Genomic DNA, 15061 nt, shown 5'->3' with positions numbered 1-15061 from the left:
AAGGTACTTTGCGGCGTAATCTGAGGGCCGTGGCTACCTCAACCGTCTCCAAGCCGCCACGGGCCCGCACCGGCAAGGCAGGAAGCACAGTCTTCCTGAAGGTCCTGATGGCTGTGACCGGCTTCATCTTCGTGCTCTTCGTGATTGCGCACATGTACGGCAATCTCTACAAGCTCTTCGACGGGCACCTCGCGTTCAACGAGTATTCCGAGCACCTGCGGACCATCGGCGAGCCGATGCTCCCGCGGCACGGCTTCCTGACGATCATGGAGGTCGTCCTCGGCGTCAGCGTGATCCTGCACATCTACAGCGCAGTGCAGCTCTGGAAGCGCTCCAAGGCCGCCCGCCCGCAGCGGTATGTCGTGAAGAAGTCCGTCGCCCAGTCGTTCTCGAGCAAGTGGATGCGCTGGGGCGGTGTCTTCCTGCTGCTCTTCCTGATCTGGCACCTGCTGCAGTTCACCATCATCCGTTTCAACGTCGGTAGTGGCGGCGACAACCCCTCGATCACTCACGATCCCTACGAGCTGGTCGTGCACAGCTTCAACGTGTGGTGGGTGACGCTCATCTACGTCGTCGCGATGATCGCATTGGGCATGCACCTGCGGCACGGCATCTGGAGCGCCGCGCAGACGCTCGGCTTCACCCCGACGCCGCGCGCCCGGGTCATCGCTAACACCATCGCCATCGTGGTGGCGCTCGTCGTCGCGGTCGGTTTCGTCATTCCACCGCTCGCCATCGCCTTCGGCGGAATCAAGTAAGGACTGCTGCCAGATGCCTGAACTCATCGACAACCTCTACTCGCTCGGCGAGCCGATCCAGGACACCAAGGCCCCGGGCGGCCCGATCGACCAGAAGTGGACCACCGCGAAGTTCGAGAACAAGCTGGTCAACCCGGCCAACCGGCGCAAGCTGTCGATCATCATCGTGGGCACCGGTCTGGCCGGGGCCTCCGCCGCCGCGACACTCGGCGAAGCCGGCTACCACGTGAAATCCTTCTGCTACCAGGACAGTCCGCGTCGCGCGCACTCGATTGCAGCGCAGGGCGGCATCAACGCGGCGAAGAACTACAACGACGACGGCGACTCGACCTACCGGCTCTTCTACGACACGGTCAAGGGCGGCGACTACCGCTCGCGCGAGGACAACGTCTACCGCCTGGCCGAGGTCAGCACCAACATCATCGACCAGTGCGTGGCGCAGGGCGTGCCGTTCGCGCGCGACTACGGCGGCCTGCTCGACAACCGCTCCTTCGGTGGTGTGCAGGTCGCCCGCACCTTCTACGCCGCCGGCCAGACCGGCCAGCAGCTGCTCATCGGCGCCTACCAGGCCATGGAGCGCCAGGTCGCGGCCGGCACGGTGACCCAATTCACCCGGCACGAGATGCTGGAGGTCATCATCGTCGGCGGCGTCGCCCGCGGCATCGTCGCGCGCGACATGGTGACCGGTGAGATCGAGACGCACACCGCCGACGCGGTCGTGCTCGCCAGCGGCGGCTACGGCAACGTCTTCTACCTGTCGACGAACGCGATGGGCTGCAACGTCACCGCGTCGTGGCGCGCGCACCGCAAGGGCGCGCTGTTCGGCAACCCCTGCTACACGCAGATCCACCCGACCTGCATCCCCGTCGCGGGCGACTACCAGTCCAAGCTGACCCTGATGAGCGAGTCGCTGCGCAACGACGGCCGCATCTGGGTGCCGAAGAAGCGGGAGGACTGCGAGAAGGACCCTCGCGACATACCCGAGGAGGACCGCGACTACTACCTGGAGCGGATCTACCCCGCCTTCGGCAACCTGGTGCCGCGCGACATCGCCAGCCGCCAGGCGAAGAACATGTGCGACGAGGGGCGCGGCGTCGGCCCGCAGGTCGGCGACTTCCGCCGCGGCGTCTACCTCGACTTCGCCGACGCGCTGTCGCGGATGAGCCGGCACGAGATCGACGCGAAGTACGGCAACCTCTTCGACATGTACGAGCGGATCACCGGCGAAGACCCGCGCGTGGTGCCCATGCGCATCTACCCGGCCGTCCACTACACGATGGGCGGGCTGTGGGTCGACTACGACCTGCAGACGACCATCCCGGGTCTCTACGCGGTCGGCGAGTCCAACTTCTCCGACCACGGCGCCAACCGGCTGGGTGCCTCGTCGCTCATGCAGTGCCTGGCCGACGGCTACTTCGTGCTGCCCAACACGATCCGCAACTACCTGGCCGGCGGGCCCTTCGAGCCGGTCGCCGACGACGCACCCGAGGTCCAGGAGGCCGTGGCGTCGGTCACGTCCCGCATCGACGCGCTGCTGACGGTGAACGGCGAGCGCACGGTCGACTCCTTCCACAAGGAGCTCGGCCACATCATGTGGGAATACTGCGGCATGGAGCGCACCGACGCCGGGCTGCGCAAGGCGATCGACCTGATCCGGTCACTGCGCGAGGAGTTCTGGCGCAACGTGCGGGTGCTCGGCAGCGCCGAAACGCTCAACCAGTCACTGGAGAAGGCCGGCCGGGTCGCCGACTTCCTCGAACTCGGCGAACTCATGTGCATCGACGCACTGCACCGGACCGAGTCGTGCGGCGGGCACTTCCGCGCCGAGAGCCAGACCGAGGACGGCGAGGCGCTGCGCGACGACGAGAAGTTCGCGTATGTCGCCGCGTGGGAGTTCACCGGCGGCGACCGCGGGCCGCTCGAGCCGCCCGTGCTGCACAAGGAAGACCTCGTCTACAAGTTCATCGAGCTCAAGCAACGGAGCTACAAGTGACCCCACGAAGTTCTCCGCTCGCGGCACCCCACGAAGTTTCTCCTCCGCTTCGCTCCCCCGAATACTTCGCGGGGACCCCGTTGCCTCGCTCCGATACTTCGCGGGGGCCCCGCCTCCACCCCGAAATTTCGCAAGGAAGCTGATGAAACTCACTCTGAAGATCTGGCGGCAGGCCGGACCTGACGCCGCTGGACAACTGGTGACCTATCCGGTCGAGGGCATCTCCGAGGACATGTCGTTCCTGGAGATGCTGGACGTGCTCAACGAGGAGCTGATCGGCAAGGGCGAGGAGCCGGTCGCCTTCGATTCTGACTGTCGCGAAGGCATTTGTGGCATGTGCTCGCTGATGATCAACGGGCAGGCGCACGGCCCGGAGGTCACCACAACCTGTCAGCTGCACATGCGCTCGTTCAGCGATGGTGACGTGATCACCATCGAGCCGTGGCGCGCCGAGGCGTTCCCGCTGGTGCGCGACCTGATCGTCGACCGTTCGGCGTTCGACCGTGTCATCCAGGCCGGCGGCTACATCTCGGTCAACACCGGAGCCGCCGTCGAGGCGAACAACATCCAGGTGCAGAAGCACAAGGCCGACCGCGCCTTCGACGCCGCAACCTGCATCGGCTGCGGTGCCTGTGTGGCCGCCTGCCCGAACGCCTCGGGAATGCTCTTCCTGGGTGCCAAGATCACCCACCTGGGCGAGTTGCCGCAAGGCCAGGCCGAGCGTGACTCGCGCGTCGTGAAGATGCTGAACCAGCACGACGCCGAGGACTTCGGCGGCTGCCAGAACCTCGGCGAGTGCGCGGCCGCGTGCCCCAAGGGCATCCCGCTGGACGTCATCAACCAGCTCAACCGGGACTTCATGAAGGCCAAGCGGTGACGAGTCCCGCCACCGTCGTTGTCGCGTATGACGGCAGCGAGGACTCCGGCAACGCCGTGCGCTGGGCCGCGCAGGAGGCGGGGCGGCGGTCGGCGCCGCTGCGGGTCGTGTCCGTCATACCGCCGGTGACGTTCGTCGCCCTGCCCTACCCCGATTCGCTGAACGAAGGGGTGCCGCAGGAGGCGGAGAAGCTGGCGCAGGAGGGTGCCGCGGCGGCGCGCGAGTATGGCGCCACGGACGTCTCGGCCGCTGGTTTCATGGGTGAGCCGGCCGCCATACTCGTCGACCAGTCCGGGTCAGCCGGCCTGCTGGTGACCGGCAGCCGCGGGCACCGGCCGCTCGCGTCGGCGCTGATCGGCTCGGTCGCCTACGCGGTGAGCGCGCACGCGGCCTGCCCGGTGGTCGTCGTGCGCGGCGACCTCGGGCCTGACGCCGGAGAGGGCCCCGTCGTTGTCGGGTATGACGGCTCCGAGATCGCCACGCGCGCAGTCGATTTCGCGGCAGACCAGGCCGCGCGAGCCGGGCGGGAGCTGCGCATTGTCACCGTGTGGTTCGACACCACCGAAGCCGCGGCAGCCCTGACCACGGTCACCGACCTGCGCACGCAGCTCACCGCCGATGCCGCCCACGTCGCGCGCCTGGCCGGGCAACGAGCGCTGCAGCGACACCCGCAGCTGGTGGTGTCCGAGGTCGCCTGCGAAGGGTTGGCAGCCCGCGAAATGCTCGCGCAAGCGCACGACGCCTCGCTCCTGGTGACCGGGACCCGTGGGCACGGCGGTTTCGCCGGCCTGCTGCTCGGTTCGGTGAGCCACGCGGTGCTCGGCGGAGCGCGCTGCCCGATCGCCGTGGTGCGCTGAACGCCCGCCGAGCGGGTGCATTAGCCTCAGCCCCATGTCGACGCAGGAAAGCGGTCCCATCGAGGGGTTCTGGACGGTCATCCCTGCCGGGGGTTCGGGCACGCGGCTGTGGCCGCTGTCGCGCTCCGGTTCACCCAAGTTCCTGCACGACCTCACCGGCTCGGGGTGGTCGCTGTTGCAGGGAACGGTCGACCGGCTGGCGCCGCTGTCGGAGGACCGGCTGCTGATCGCGACCGGCCTGCGGCATGCGCCCGAGGTGCGCCAGCAGCTGCCCGATCTCGGCATCGATGCGCTGCTGGTGGAGCCGTCGCCGCGCGAGTCGATGCCGGCCATCGGGCTGGCCGCGGCCATCCTGGAGCAGAAGGACCACGACGCCGTCGTCGGGTCGTTCGCCGCCGATCACGTCATCCGTGACGACGAGTTGTTCCGGCGTAGTGTGCGGGAGGCGGTCGCGGTCGCGCGCACCGGGCGGCTGGTCACCATCGGCATCGAACCCACAGGTCCGGCAACGGGATTCGGCTACATCAAGCTGGGTGACCCGCTCGCCGTCGACGGTGCGCCGCACGCGCGCGGGGTGGAGTCGTTCGTCGAGAAGCCGGACGCGGCGACTGCGCGCAGCTATCTGGATAGTGGCCAATACCGCTGGAACGCAGGCATGTTCGTCTTCCGGGCGACCGTGCTGCTGGACATGCTCGACCACTACCAGCCAGGTCTGGCCAGCGATCTGCGCTCGATCGCGAACAACCCGCTGCGGCTGACCGAGCTGTGGCCGCGGCTGCGGGAGATCTCGATCGACAAGGCGCTCGCCGAACCTGCCGCGGTCGACGGCCGGGTGGCTGTCATCCCGGGCGAGTTCGACTGGGACGACGTCGGCGACTTCGACTCTCTCGGCGCGCTGCTCGCCGACAGCGAGGACGGCGTGAAGGTCCTGGGCAACGCGGCGGACGTCGTCGCCGAGGACACCAGCGGGGTCATCGCGCCGCGGTCCGGCCGGGTGGTCGTGACCCTCGGGGTGCGGGACATCATCGTCGTGGACACGCCGGATGCGCTGCTGGTCACCACCCGGGCCCGCGCGCAGGACGTCAAGAGCGTCGTCGAGCGGCTCAAGTCCGGCGGCCGGGCCGAGCTGACCTGACCATGTCCGTGCGGGTGCGCGCGCTCGACGCCGGCTACCGGAATGCGGTGCGGCCGTTGCTGTTCCGCGTCGGCGGCGGCGACGCCGAGGCCGCGCATCACCGGACGCTGCGGCAGATGCAGTGGATCGGGGAGCATCCCAGCGTCATACGGGCGCTGGAGCTGGGGGTGCCTCGACCGGCCACTCCGGTCGAGCTGGCGGGGCTGCATTTTCCGGGGCGCGTCGGCCTCGCGGCCGGGGTCGACAAGGACGGCGTCGGCGTCAAGACCTGGGAATACTTGGGTTTCGGGCACATCGAGCTCGGCACGGTCACGGCACATGCGCAGCCCGGCAACCCGCAGCCGCGCCTGTTCCGGTTGCGCGACAGCCACGCGATCATCAACCGGATGGGCTTCAACAACTCCGGTGCGCAGGCGCTGGCGGAGCGCCTGCGTGCGGCAGGCCCGGTCGGCATACCCATCGGGGTGAGCATCGGCAAGACCAAGGTCACGCCGGTCGAGGACGCGATCGAGGACTACCTGGCCAGCCTCGCGGTGCTCGACGGGTGCGCCGACTACTTCGCCGTCAATGTGTCGAGTCCCAACACGCCCGGGCTGCGCTCGCTGCAGGACAAGGGGCCGCTCGCGGAGCTGCTCACGCACCTGGTGCGGGCCGCGGGGGAGCGGTCGGGGACGCCGATCTTCGTCAAGATCGCGCCCGACCTGACCGATGGCGCGATCGACGACGTGCTGGAAGTCGCGCAGGCGGCCGGAGCCAGTGGCGTGATCGCGACCAACACCACGCTCTCGCGGGACGGGCTGGCCGGCACCGACCTGCCGCTTGCCGCGGAAGCCGGCGGCCTGAGCGGCGCCCCGCTCACCCGTCGCGCCCGGTATGTCGTCACCCGGATCGCCTCGACCGGCGGTCTGCCCGTCATCGGTGTCGGCGGCATCATGACCGCCGACGACGGCCGGGCGCTCGTCGACGCCGGCGCCTCGCTGGTGCAGGTCTACACGGGCTTCATCTACCGCGGCCCCGCCCTCGTCGCCGAGCTCAACCGCGCCCTGGCCTCCTGATCGAGCGGCACACAAACGCATCGACCGGCACAGTAGATCCGGCCGTATTTCTGGGCCGCTCGTTCAGTGTGTGTACCGCTCAATCACGGAGGTGTGCATCGACTTGCGGGGAAGGGGTCCGTCCGGGAGGGCCCAGCCGCCGTTCTGCCCAGGTCGGAATGGCTCCGGGCGGACGCCGAGCCCCGCCATGACCGTCGCGAACCGGTGCGGGTTCAGCGCCTCTCCCCAGTCCCAGTGCCCGACATCGCGTATGTCGGGGTGCCGGCGCAACCGGTCGTCGCGGCGCTTGGCGCGCCATACTGCCTCCTCCGCCGCGTCTCCGGTCAGGCCGTCCGCGACGTGAAACTTCATCCGCCCGTCCGCCTCGCCCACGATGCCGAGTTGCCGCCAGTAGAAGTCGACCCGCCCGATGAAGCCGGACGCATCGAAGAACTCGACCTGCAACTCGGGCATCGGCAGCCCGAGCTGGAAGATGCGCGTGCGGCTCAAGGACTCCAGCGGCGACTCGGCGCGAGCGTCGGAGAGGCACATGGCTAGTTCGGCCATCTTGCAGCCACGCGATCGCTTGGGCAGCGCCCGGGCCTGGGAGAGAAGTGCGGACTGCTCGACCACGCCGAGACGCAGTGCGGCGTCGGCTGCCGCGATCGCCGACTCCAGCGACGCCGATCGTGCCCGGTCGATCACCGTGCGGTCGAAGGTCGTCACCCGTAACCCTTCGACCTCGATGTGCTCCGGCGCGAGTGAGGTCCGGCGTCTTCGGGACTGCGGTGATCGTCCGCGTATGTCGGGAGCTGTCGCGAACTCGACCAGTTCGGTGGCGTTTCCGATCGCTGGAAGGTCCAGGATCGCATCCGCCGTGCTGTGCGAGAAAGTGAGCGGAGTGCGCGCGGCGTGCTGTACCGCGAGCGCCATCAGGATGCGTCGATCGCGATCGTTCAACGTCCTGAGGTCGCAGGCGGCGAAGGCGCCGCGTCGAAACCGCGACCACATGTCGCTGGACACTGATCCGTTGCTGGTGATCAATGCCAGCCGGTCGGCAGCGGTCGGCACGAAGAGGTCATGGACTCGGCGCACTGTCTCGGCACAGGAGGCAAGGTGCGCTCGGCGCGCATCCGCGAGATTCTCCGGTCCGTGGGCACGGACCGGATCAGGTGTGAAGGCGTGCGCAGAGGTCATGGCGCAGCAGCCTGCCGCAGCACACGCAATCCGCGCAGAAGTTATCCACAGCCTCCATCGGGCCCATATTGACCGGCACACAAACGCATTGACCGGCACAGCAATTTGCGGATTTTTCTGTGCCGCTCGATGCGTTTGTGTGCCGCTCGATCGGGGAGGGTGGCCGGTAGCCTGGGCGGGTGTTGCGTCGGGCCAAGCGGATCCGGGAGCTGTTCATCCCGGTCGTGTTCGGGCTGCTCGTGCTCATCACGCTGGTGTGCGTGCTCGCGAGCTGAGGGACCAGCGGAGGCGGACCGGAGCGGACGCCCTGCAGCACGACGTGCGCGAGACCGCGGCCGAGATCTTCGCCGCGCGCGCGGCGTAGTCCGACCGCGGATTCGAGCCCTTCCTGGTGCTGGTCGCAGCCGCCGAAGGCACCGGTCGTAGCATCAATGACTTGTGAGTGAACTTGCCCAGACCCGCACCACCGAACACGCGACCGCTGCGGTCCTCGCCGAGGTCGACCGGCTGCTCCCGCAACTGATCGCCTGGCGCCGCGACCTGCACGCGCATCCGGAGCTGTCCTACCAGGAGACGCGCACCACCTCCTTCCTCGCGGACACGCTCACGGCAGCCGGCATGGCGCTCACTCCCCTGCCCAGGACCGGCTTGATCGTCGACATCGGGGCGTCCGAGCCCACCCAGCGCGTCGCGCTGCGCGCCGACCTCGACGCGCTGCCGGTGCCGGAGCGCAGTGGCCTGCCGTTCAGCTCGACCGTCGACGGCGTCTGCCACGCGTGCGGGCACGACGTGCACACCGTTGCCGTCCTCGGGGCCGCGCTGGCGCTGAAGTCAGTCGAAGCCGAGCTGATCGCACGCGGCCTCGCCGTGCGCTGCATCTTCCAGCCGGCCGAGGAGGTCGTCCCGGGCGGCGCACACGACGTGCTCGAGTTCGGCGCGATGGACGGCGTCGACCGGGCGTTCGCCGTCCACTGCGACCCCAGCATCGACGCCGGCACCGTCGGCCTGACCGTCGGTCCGATCACCGCGGCCTGCGACGCGGTGGACGTCACCCTCACCGGCCCGGGTGGCCACACCTCGCGCCCCCACCTCACGGCCGATCTGACCTTCGCGCTCGCGAAGGTTCTCACCGAGGTGCCGTCGGTGCTCAGCCGGCGACTCGATCCACGGTCGGGAGCCTCGCTGGTCTGGGGACAGGTCGACGCGGGTCACGCCGCGAACGTCATCCCGGCGACCGGTCACGCCCTGGGCACGCTGCGCATCCTGGACGCCGACGAATGGCGCCGCATCGACGGGCTGGTCGAGCAGGCGGTGCGGGACGTCGTGGCGCCATACCAGGTGGTGGCGAAGGTCGACCACGTCCGCGGAGTGCCGCCGGTCGTCAACGACGCAGCGGCGGTCGCCGCACTGGACCGGGCGGTCCGTGCCACCGAGGGCGACCAGGCCGTGGTGCCCACCCGGCAGTCGCTCGGCGGCGAGGACTTCTCCTGGCTGCTGCAGTCAACGCCCGGCGCGCTTGCCCGGCTCGGCACCCGCACCCCCGGTGGTGCGACCTACGAGTTGCACCAGGGGGACCTGGTCGTCGACGAGTCCGCCATCGGCATCGCGGCCCGGCTGCTGGCCGTCGCAGCGCTCGACGGAGCCTGAATCCGTCCCGTTCCGAACGCCGTCCGCCCGGCCGGGAAGTAACGGTTCGGTCCCATCGCGGTGATCGGTGGGCGCGTCGCCGCCGGCGACGATAAGCTGCCCACTTGCGCTGGATCCGGGAGACAGGTGTCACCCCTCCGGCATACCCTGAGCACCCGCACCCCGCGGAGCCTTCTCAAACCCGACACAACGTAGTTGCACAACCAAAGGAGACACCGTGCGTTCGGTGATGAAGATTGCGGCCGTCTCGGCCATCGCAGCCATGGCCCTGGCCGGCTGCGGCAGCAAGCCAGCCAAGAACAGCTCGACCAGCGCAGCCGGCGGCAGCACGAAGTCTGCGGGCTCGACCGGCGGCACGACCGCCAAGGCAACCGGCAAGAAGCTGAACGCCTGCATGGTGCTCGACACCGGCGGCGTGGACGACAAGTCGTTCAACGAGAACTCCTGGGCCGGCATGCAGGCCGCCCACCAGGCCAACCCGAACGTCTCGATCAAGTACGTCCCGTCCAACTCCGGCAGCGACTACACCCCGAACCTCACCAAGTTCGCGCAGAGCGGGTGTGACCCCGTCATCGCGGTCGGCGGGCTGATGGGCGACGCCCTCAAGAAGGTCGCCGCCGCCAACCCGAAGGTCCACTTCGCCGAGATCGACAACGGCAACCAGAACGCCAGCAACATCTACGGCATCGAATACAACACCGCGCAGGGCGCCTTCCTGGCCGGCTACCTCGCCGCCGGTATGACGAAGACCGGCACGGTCGGCACCTGGGGCGGTTTGGCCATTCCGCCGGTGACGATCTACATGGACGGCTTCTGGGAGGGCGTGCAGTACTACAACAAGCAGCACTCCAAGAGCGTCAAGGTCCTCGGCTGGAACGAGAAGAACCAGAAGGGCGGCACCTTCTCCGGTTCGTTCACCGACCAGAACAAGGGCAAGTCGATCACCCAGGCGATGGCCAGCCAGGGCGCCGACATCGTCTTCCCGGTCGCGGGCGCCTCCGGTCTCGGCGCCGGCGCGGCCGCTGCTGCCTCCGGTGGCAAGCTCAACCTGATCTGGGTGGACACCGACGGCTGCGAGAGCGCGGCGAACTACTGCAAGTACTTCATCTCCAGCGCGACCAAGAACCTCGCCGGCGGTGTCGAAACCTACCTGAAGGCTGCGTCGGCCGGCGCGTTCCCGACGGGCAACTACATCGGCACGCTGCAGAACAACGGAGTCGGCCTGGCGCCGTTCCACGACTTCGCCTCGAAGGTCCCGAGCGTGCTGCAGAAGGAGCTCGCGACGGTGAAGGCGGACATCATCTCCGGCAAGATCACCATCACCTCGCCGAGCCAGCCGAAGTAGGCACAGGCGATCGACGGGGTGGGCGGCGCGCGCAGCGGCCGCCCACCCCGAACCTGTCAGCACGAAGGTAGGGAGTCTCTGCGTGAAGCTCGAACTGCGTGGCATCACCAAGCAATTCGGCTCGTTCACGGCCAACGATCACATCGACCTGGTGGTCGAACCCGGGCAGATCCATGCGCTGCTCGGTGAGAACGGCGCCGGCAAGTCGACGCTGATGAACGTGCTCTACGGCCTCTACGAGCCGACCGCGGGCGAGATCATCGTCGACGGCGAGCCGCAGAAGTTCGACGGCCCGGGCGATGCGATGCGCGCCGGCATCGGCATGGTCCACCAGCACTTCATGCTGGTGCCCGTGCTGACGGTGGCCGAGAACGTCATGCTCGGCGACGAATACACCAAGTCGGCCGGCATGCTCGACCAGCGCAAGGCGCGTGAGGTGGTGCGCAGGCTGTCGAAGGACTACCACCTGGAGGTCAATCCCGACGTCCTCGTGGAGGACCTCCCGGTCGGTATCCAGCAGCGGGTGGAGATCCTCAAGGCGCTTGCCCGGCACGCCAAGGTGCTGATCCTGGACGAGCCGACCGCCGTGCTGACCCCGCAGGAGACTGACCATCTGATGGACGTCATGCGGTCGCTGAAGGCGGACGGCACGTCGATCGTGTTCATCTCGCACAAGCTTCGCGAAGTCCGTGCCATCGCGGACACCATCACCGTCATCCGCAGGGGAAAGGTCGTGGGCCAGGCCGATCCGTCCGCGACACCGGCCGAACTCGCGGCCCTGATGGTCGGCCGGCCGGTGCAGTTGCAGGTCGACAAGGCGCCCGCTGACCCGGGCGACGTCATGCTCGGCATCGAGGGCCTGCACGTCATCTCGCCCACCGGGCAGGTGCTGGTCGACGACGTCTCCTTGCAGGTGCGGGCCGGTGAGATCTACGCCGTGGCCGGGGTGCAGGGCAACGGCCAGTCCGAGCTCACCGAGGCGGTCGTCGGGCTCGTCGAGCCGACCTCGGGCACCATCTCGCTGGACGGGCGGGACATCACCGACACCAGCACCGACGAGATTCTCGGCCGCGGGGTCGGCTACGTCCCCGAGGACCGCATGCATGACGGTCTCATCGGCAGTTTCAGCATCGCTGAGAACCTCGTCCTCGACACGTATGACGAGGCGCCCTTCGGCAACGCGGTCTCGCTGAACCTGCAGGAGATCACCAAGAACGCCACCGAGCGGGTCGAGGAGTTCGACGTGCGCACCCAGAGCGCCGAAGCGGCAGCCTCCACGCTCTCCGGCGGCAACCAGCAAAAGGTCGTGCTCGCGCGGGAGATGAGCCGCCCGCTGAAGCTGCTGGTGATCTCCCAGCCGACCCGCGGTGTCGACGTCGGGTCGCAGGAGTTCGTCCACAAGCGCATCGTCGCCGAACGCGACAGAGGCACCGCGGTGCTGCTGGTGAGCACCGAACTCGACGAGGTCATCGGCCTCGCCGACCGCGTCGGTGTGATGTATGCCGGCAAGATCATCGGCGAGTTGCCGCCGACCGCATCGGCCGAGGAGTTCGGTCTGCTGATGGCGGGACAGACCGCCACCGACGCGAAGGAGGCGTCATGACCGACGAAGGTCCGGAGCAGCAGCCCGCGCCACCGGAGCGCGGTGACGTGCTGGTCGCCGAGCAGGAGGCCGGCGGTCAGAAGACGCGCGACACCATCGGCGACATCCTGCGCAGCGACCACCCCGCCGTGGTCACGGTGCTTGCGGTGATCTGCGCGATGATCGTCGGCGCGATCCTGATCATCGCCTCCGACAGCGCGACCCGCGAAGCGGCGGGCTATTTCACCGCCGCTCCCATGGACACCATCTCGGCGGCATGGGACGCGGTCAAGGACGCCTACATCGCGCTGTTCCAGGGTGCGATCTACAACCCGAATGCCCCGCAGGCGTTGTCGCCGATCTCCGAGACGCTGGTCTACGCCACTCCGCTGATCCTGGCCGGCCTGTCGGTGACGCTGGCGTTCCGGGCCGGACTGTTCAACATCGGCGCGCAGGGCCAGATCCTGATGTCCGCGGCACTCGCCGGCTACATCGGCTTCGCGTGGCACCTGCCGGCCGGCATCCACATCATCGTGGCGATCGTCGGCGGCATCGTCGGTGGCGCGATCTGGGCGGCGGTGGCCGGCCTGCTGAAGGCGAAAACCGGCGCGCACGAAGTGATCACGACGATCATGCTCAACTACATTGCGGTGTTCTTCGTCAACTGGCTGCTCACCGAGAGATGGTTCCAGGCGCCGCCATACAACCAAGCGCAGTCGCGCACGGTCGCCGGCAACGCACAGTTCTGGCACCTGATGGGCTCCGACCTGCGGGTCAACTTCTCGTTCATCCTGGCGATCGCCGCCACGGTCTTCGTGTGGTGGCTGCTGAAATACGGCACCTTCGGTTTCCGGGTGCGTGCGGTCGGCGCCAACCAGGACGCGGCACGCACCGCAGGCATGAGCGTCGCCTCGACCTACATCGGTGTGATGATCGTGGTGGGCGCGCTGTGCGGCCTGGCCGGCGTCTCGCAGATCCTCGGCACGGCGAACAACTACCAGGTCACCGCCAGCGTCGACGGCGGGGTCGGCTTCACCGCCATCACCGTCGCGTTGCTCGGGCGCGGCACCGCGTGGGGCACGTTCGCGGCAGGCCTGCTCTTCGGGGCGCTGTCCGCGGGCAGCGGCCAGCTCCAGGTCGCGACCCAGACACCGCCCGACCTGGTGCAGGTCCTGCAGGCCCTTGTGGTGATCTTCATCGCGGCGCCGGGCCTGATCCGGCTGATCTTCCGGCTCCGGCGCAGTAAATCCGCTGGCTCGGCCGTGCTCGCGAAGGGATGGAACGGATGAGTCCCGAACTCGGCAAGAGCGACGCGATCGTGGAGTCCTCGGTCGACACCGTCGAGGTGTCACCGGGCGAGGTCGTTACCCAGCACCTGGTCGAGGTGCGTATGTCGACCCGGCGCCGCATCGGCATCGGCGTCGCGATCATCGTCATCGGCCTGATCGTTGCGCTTGCGCTGGCAGCCTCCGCCGGCTCGCACTCGACGCGCTTCGACCTCAACGGCGCCAACCCGGGCGTCTCGGTGCCGAAGTTCTCGCTTCCCGGTGTCACGGTGATCGTGATCTGCGGTGTGCTGATCGTGCTGCTCGGCATCGCGCAACTCGCCCGGGGCTTCGGCAAGCGCACGATGCGGTGGGTCGGCATCGGTGTCGCCGTGCTCTTCCTGCTCGGCTTCCTGACCTGGGCCGGCACCGAAGGCAAGCAGCCGATTCAGGTGGGGTCGCTGCTGCAGCAGACGCTCTTCCTGGCGACACCGCTGATCCTCGGCGCGATGGCCGGTGTGATGTGCGAGAAGACCGGCGTCATCAACGTGGCGATCGAGGGGCAGATGCTCTTCGGTGCCTTCGCCGGGGCGCTCTTCGGCACCATCGCCAGCAACTGGGTGGGCCTGCTCGCCGCAGTGGTGATCGGTGCGCTCGTCGGTGCGCTGCTCGCGGTCTTCGCGATCAAGTTCATGGTCAACCAGGTCATCCTCGGCGTGGTCATCAACGCGTTCGCGCTCGGCCTGACCGGCTATCTCTTCGACGCGATCATGGCCAACAACGGCGGCGGCACCAACCAGCCGAGCGTGTTCAACCCGATCAAGATCCCGGTGCTGGGCGACATACCCGTCGTCGGCTCCCTGCTGTTCGACCAGACGATCATCACCTACCTGATGTACGTCATCGTGATCGTCATCGACGTGATGCTGGTGCGGTCGCGGTGGGGCCTGCGCACGCGCGCGGTCGGCGAGCATCCGAAGGCGGCCGACACAGTCGGCATCAATGTGCTGCGGCTGCGCTACCAGAACGTCATCATCGGCGGTGGCATCGCCGGCCTGGCCGGTGCGGCGCTCACGATCGGGTCAGTCGGGCAGTTCAACAAGAACATGACCTCCGGCCAGGGCTTCATCGCGCTCGCGGCGCTGATCTTCGGCCGGTGGACGCCGCGTGGCGCCCTCGGTGCGGCGCTGTTCTTCGGCTTCGCGAGCGCACTGCAGACCGCGCTGTCGTTGCTGGCCACACCGGTCAACATCGACTCCAACCTGCTGCAGATGCTGCCCTACCTGGCCACCATCTTCGCGGTCGCCGGCCTGGTCGGGCGGGTGCGCGCACCCGCCGCCGACGGTGAGCCCTACGTCAAGGGATAGGTGA

Annotated in this window: 12 protein-coding genes; 11 read left to right on the top strand and 1 reads right to left on the bottom strand. The window is 68.3% G+C overall.

The features are described from left to right. Positions 1-29: 29 nt before the first annotated feature. The 6 genes from EFY87_RS09355 (at position 30) to EFY87_RS09330 (ending at position 6675) form a co-directional block, all read left to right on the top strand. Positions 30-758, top strand: a complete 729-nt coding sequence (locus EFY87_RS09355; protein WP_123271220.1) for a succinate dehydrogenase cytochrome b subunit — start codon at positions 30-32, stop codon at positions 756-758. A 13-nt stretch (positions 759-771) separates the two neighbouring features. Beyond that, the gene (locus EFY87_RS09350) at positions 772-2751 is read left to right on the top strand and encodes a fumarate reductase/succinate dehydrogenase flavoprotein subunit (protein WP_123271219.1); all 1980 of its coding nucleotides are present in this window, start codon (positions 772-774) and stop codon (positions 2749-2751) included. Positions 2752-2893: 142 nt separating this feature from the next. Then, the gene (locus EFY87_RS09345) at positions 2894-3628 is read left to right on the top strand and encodes a succinate dehydrogenase/fumarate reductase iron-sulfur subunit (protein WP_123271218.1); all 735 of its coding nucleotides are present in this window, start codon (positions 2894-2896) and stop codon (positions 3626-3628) included. Beyond that, positions 3625-4485 carry a universal stress protein gene (locus EFY87_RS09340; RefSeq protein WP_148043294.1) on the top strand — a complete coding sequence of 287 codons (861 nt, stop codon included), beginning with the start codon at positions 3625-3627 and terminating at the stop codon, positions 4483-4485. Before EFY87_RS09345 ends, EFY87_RS09340 begins: the two co-directional genes overlap by 4 nt. Positions 4486-4519: 34 nt before the next feature. Next, complete coding sequence (locus EFY87_RS09335) at positions 4520-5620, top strand: mannose-1-phosphate guanylyltransferase (protein ID WP_123271216.1); 1101 nt, start codon at positions 4520-4522, stop codon at positions 5618-5620. 2 nt (positions 5621-5622) lie between these two features. Next, on the top strand, positions 5623-6675 hold the full coding sequence (locus EFY87_RS09330; RefSeq protein WP_123271215.1) for a quinone-dependent dihydroorotate dehydrogenase: 1053 nt from the start codon (positions 5623-5625) through the stop codon (positions 6673-6675). Positions 6676-6738: 63 nt separating this feature from the next. Here the strand turns inward: EFY87_RS09330 and EFY87_RS09325 are convergent, their stop codons facing one another. Next, a complete protein-coding gene (locus tag EFY87_RS09325; RefSeq protein WP_123271214.1) occupies positions 6739-7851 on the bottom strand; it encodes a hypothetical protein in 1113 nt (370 codons plus the stop codon). Positions 7852-8289: 438 nt separating this feature from the next. Here EFY87_RS09325 and EFY87_RS09320 point away from each other — a divergent pair, with 438 nt between their 5' ends. From EFY87_RS09320 to EFY87_RS09300, 5 genes are all read left to right on the top strand, one after another. Continuing rightward, positions 8290-9498, top strand: coding sequence for an amidohydrolase (locus tag EFY87_RS09320; protein ID WP_123271213.1), 1209 nt, complete (start codon positions 8290-8292; stop codon positions 9496-9498). 217 nt (positions 9499-9715) lie between these two features. Continuing rightward, a complete protein-coding gene (locus EFY87_RS09315) occupies positions 9716-10843 on the top strand; it encodes a BMP family lipoprotein (RefSeq protein WP_245988564.1) in 1128 nt (375 codons plus the stop codon). 82 nt (positions 10844-10925) lie between these two features. Further along, entirely contained in the window at positions 10926-12446 is a 1521-nt protein-coding gene (locus tag EFY87_RS09310) for an ABC transporter ATP-binding protein (protein ID WP_123271212.1), read from the top strand. Continuing rightward, complete coding sequence (locus EFY87_RS09305) at positions 12443-13714, top strand: ABC transporter permease (RefSeq protein ID WP_123271211.1); 1272 nt, start codon at positions 12443-12445, stop codon at positions 13712-13714. The genes EFY87_RS09310 and EFY87_RS09305 overlap by 4 nt, the downstream gene beginning before the upstream one ends. After that, entirely contained in the window at positions 13711-15057 is a 1347-nt protein-coding gene (locus tag EFY87_RS09300) for an ABC transporter permease (RefSeq protein ID WP_245988563.1), read from the top strand. Before EFY87_RS09305 ends, EFY87_RS09300 begins: the two co-directional genes overlap by 4 nt. Positions 15058-15061 lie beyond the last annotated feature (4 nt).

The organism is Flexivirga caeni (assembly GCF_003724155.1).
GTDB classification, from domain to species: Bacteria; Actinomycetota; Actinomycetes; order Actinomycetales; family Dermatophilaceae; genus Flexivirga; species Flexivirga caeni.
The sequence above is the reverse complement of the archived record's forward strand: the minus strand, read 5'-3'. Positions and strand labels throughout refer to the sequence as shown.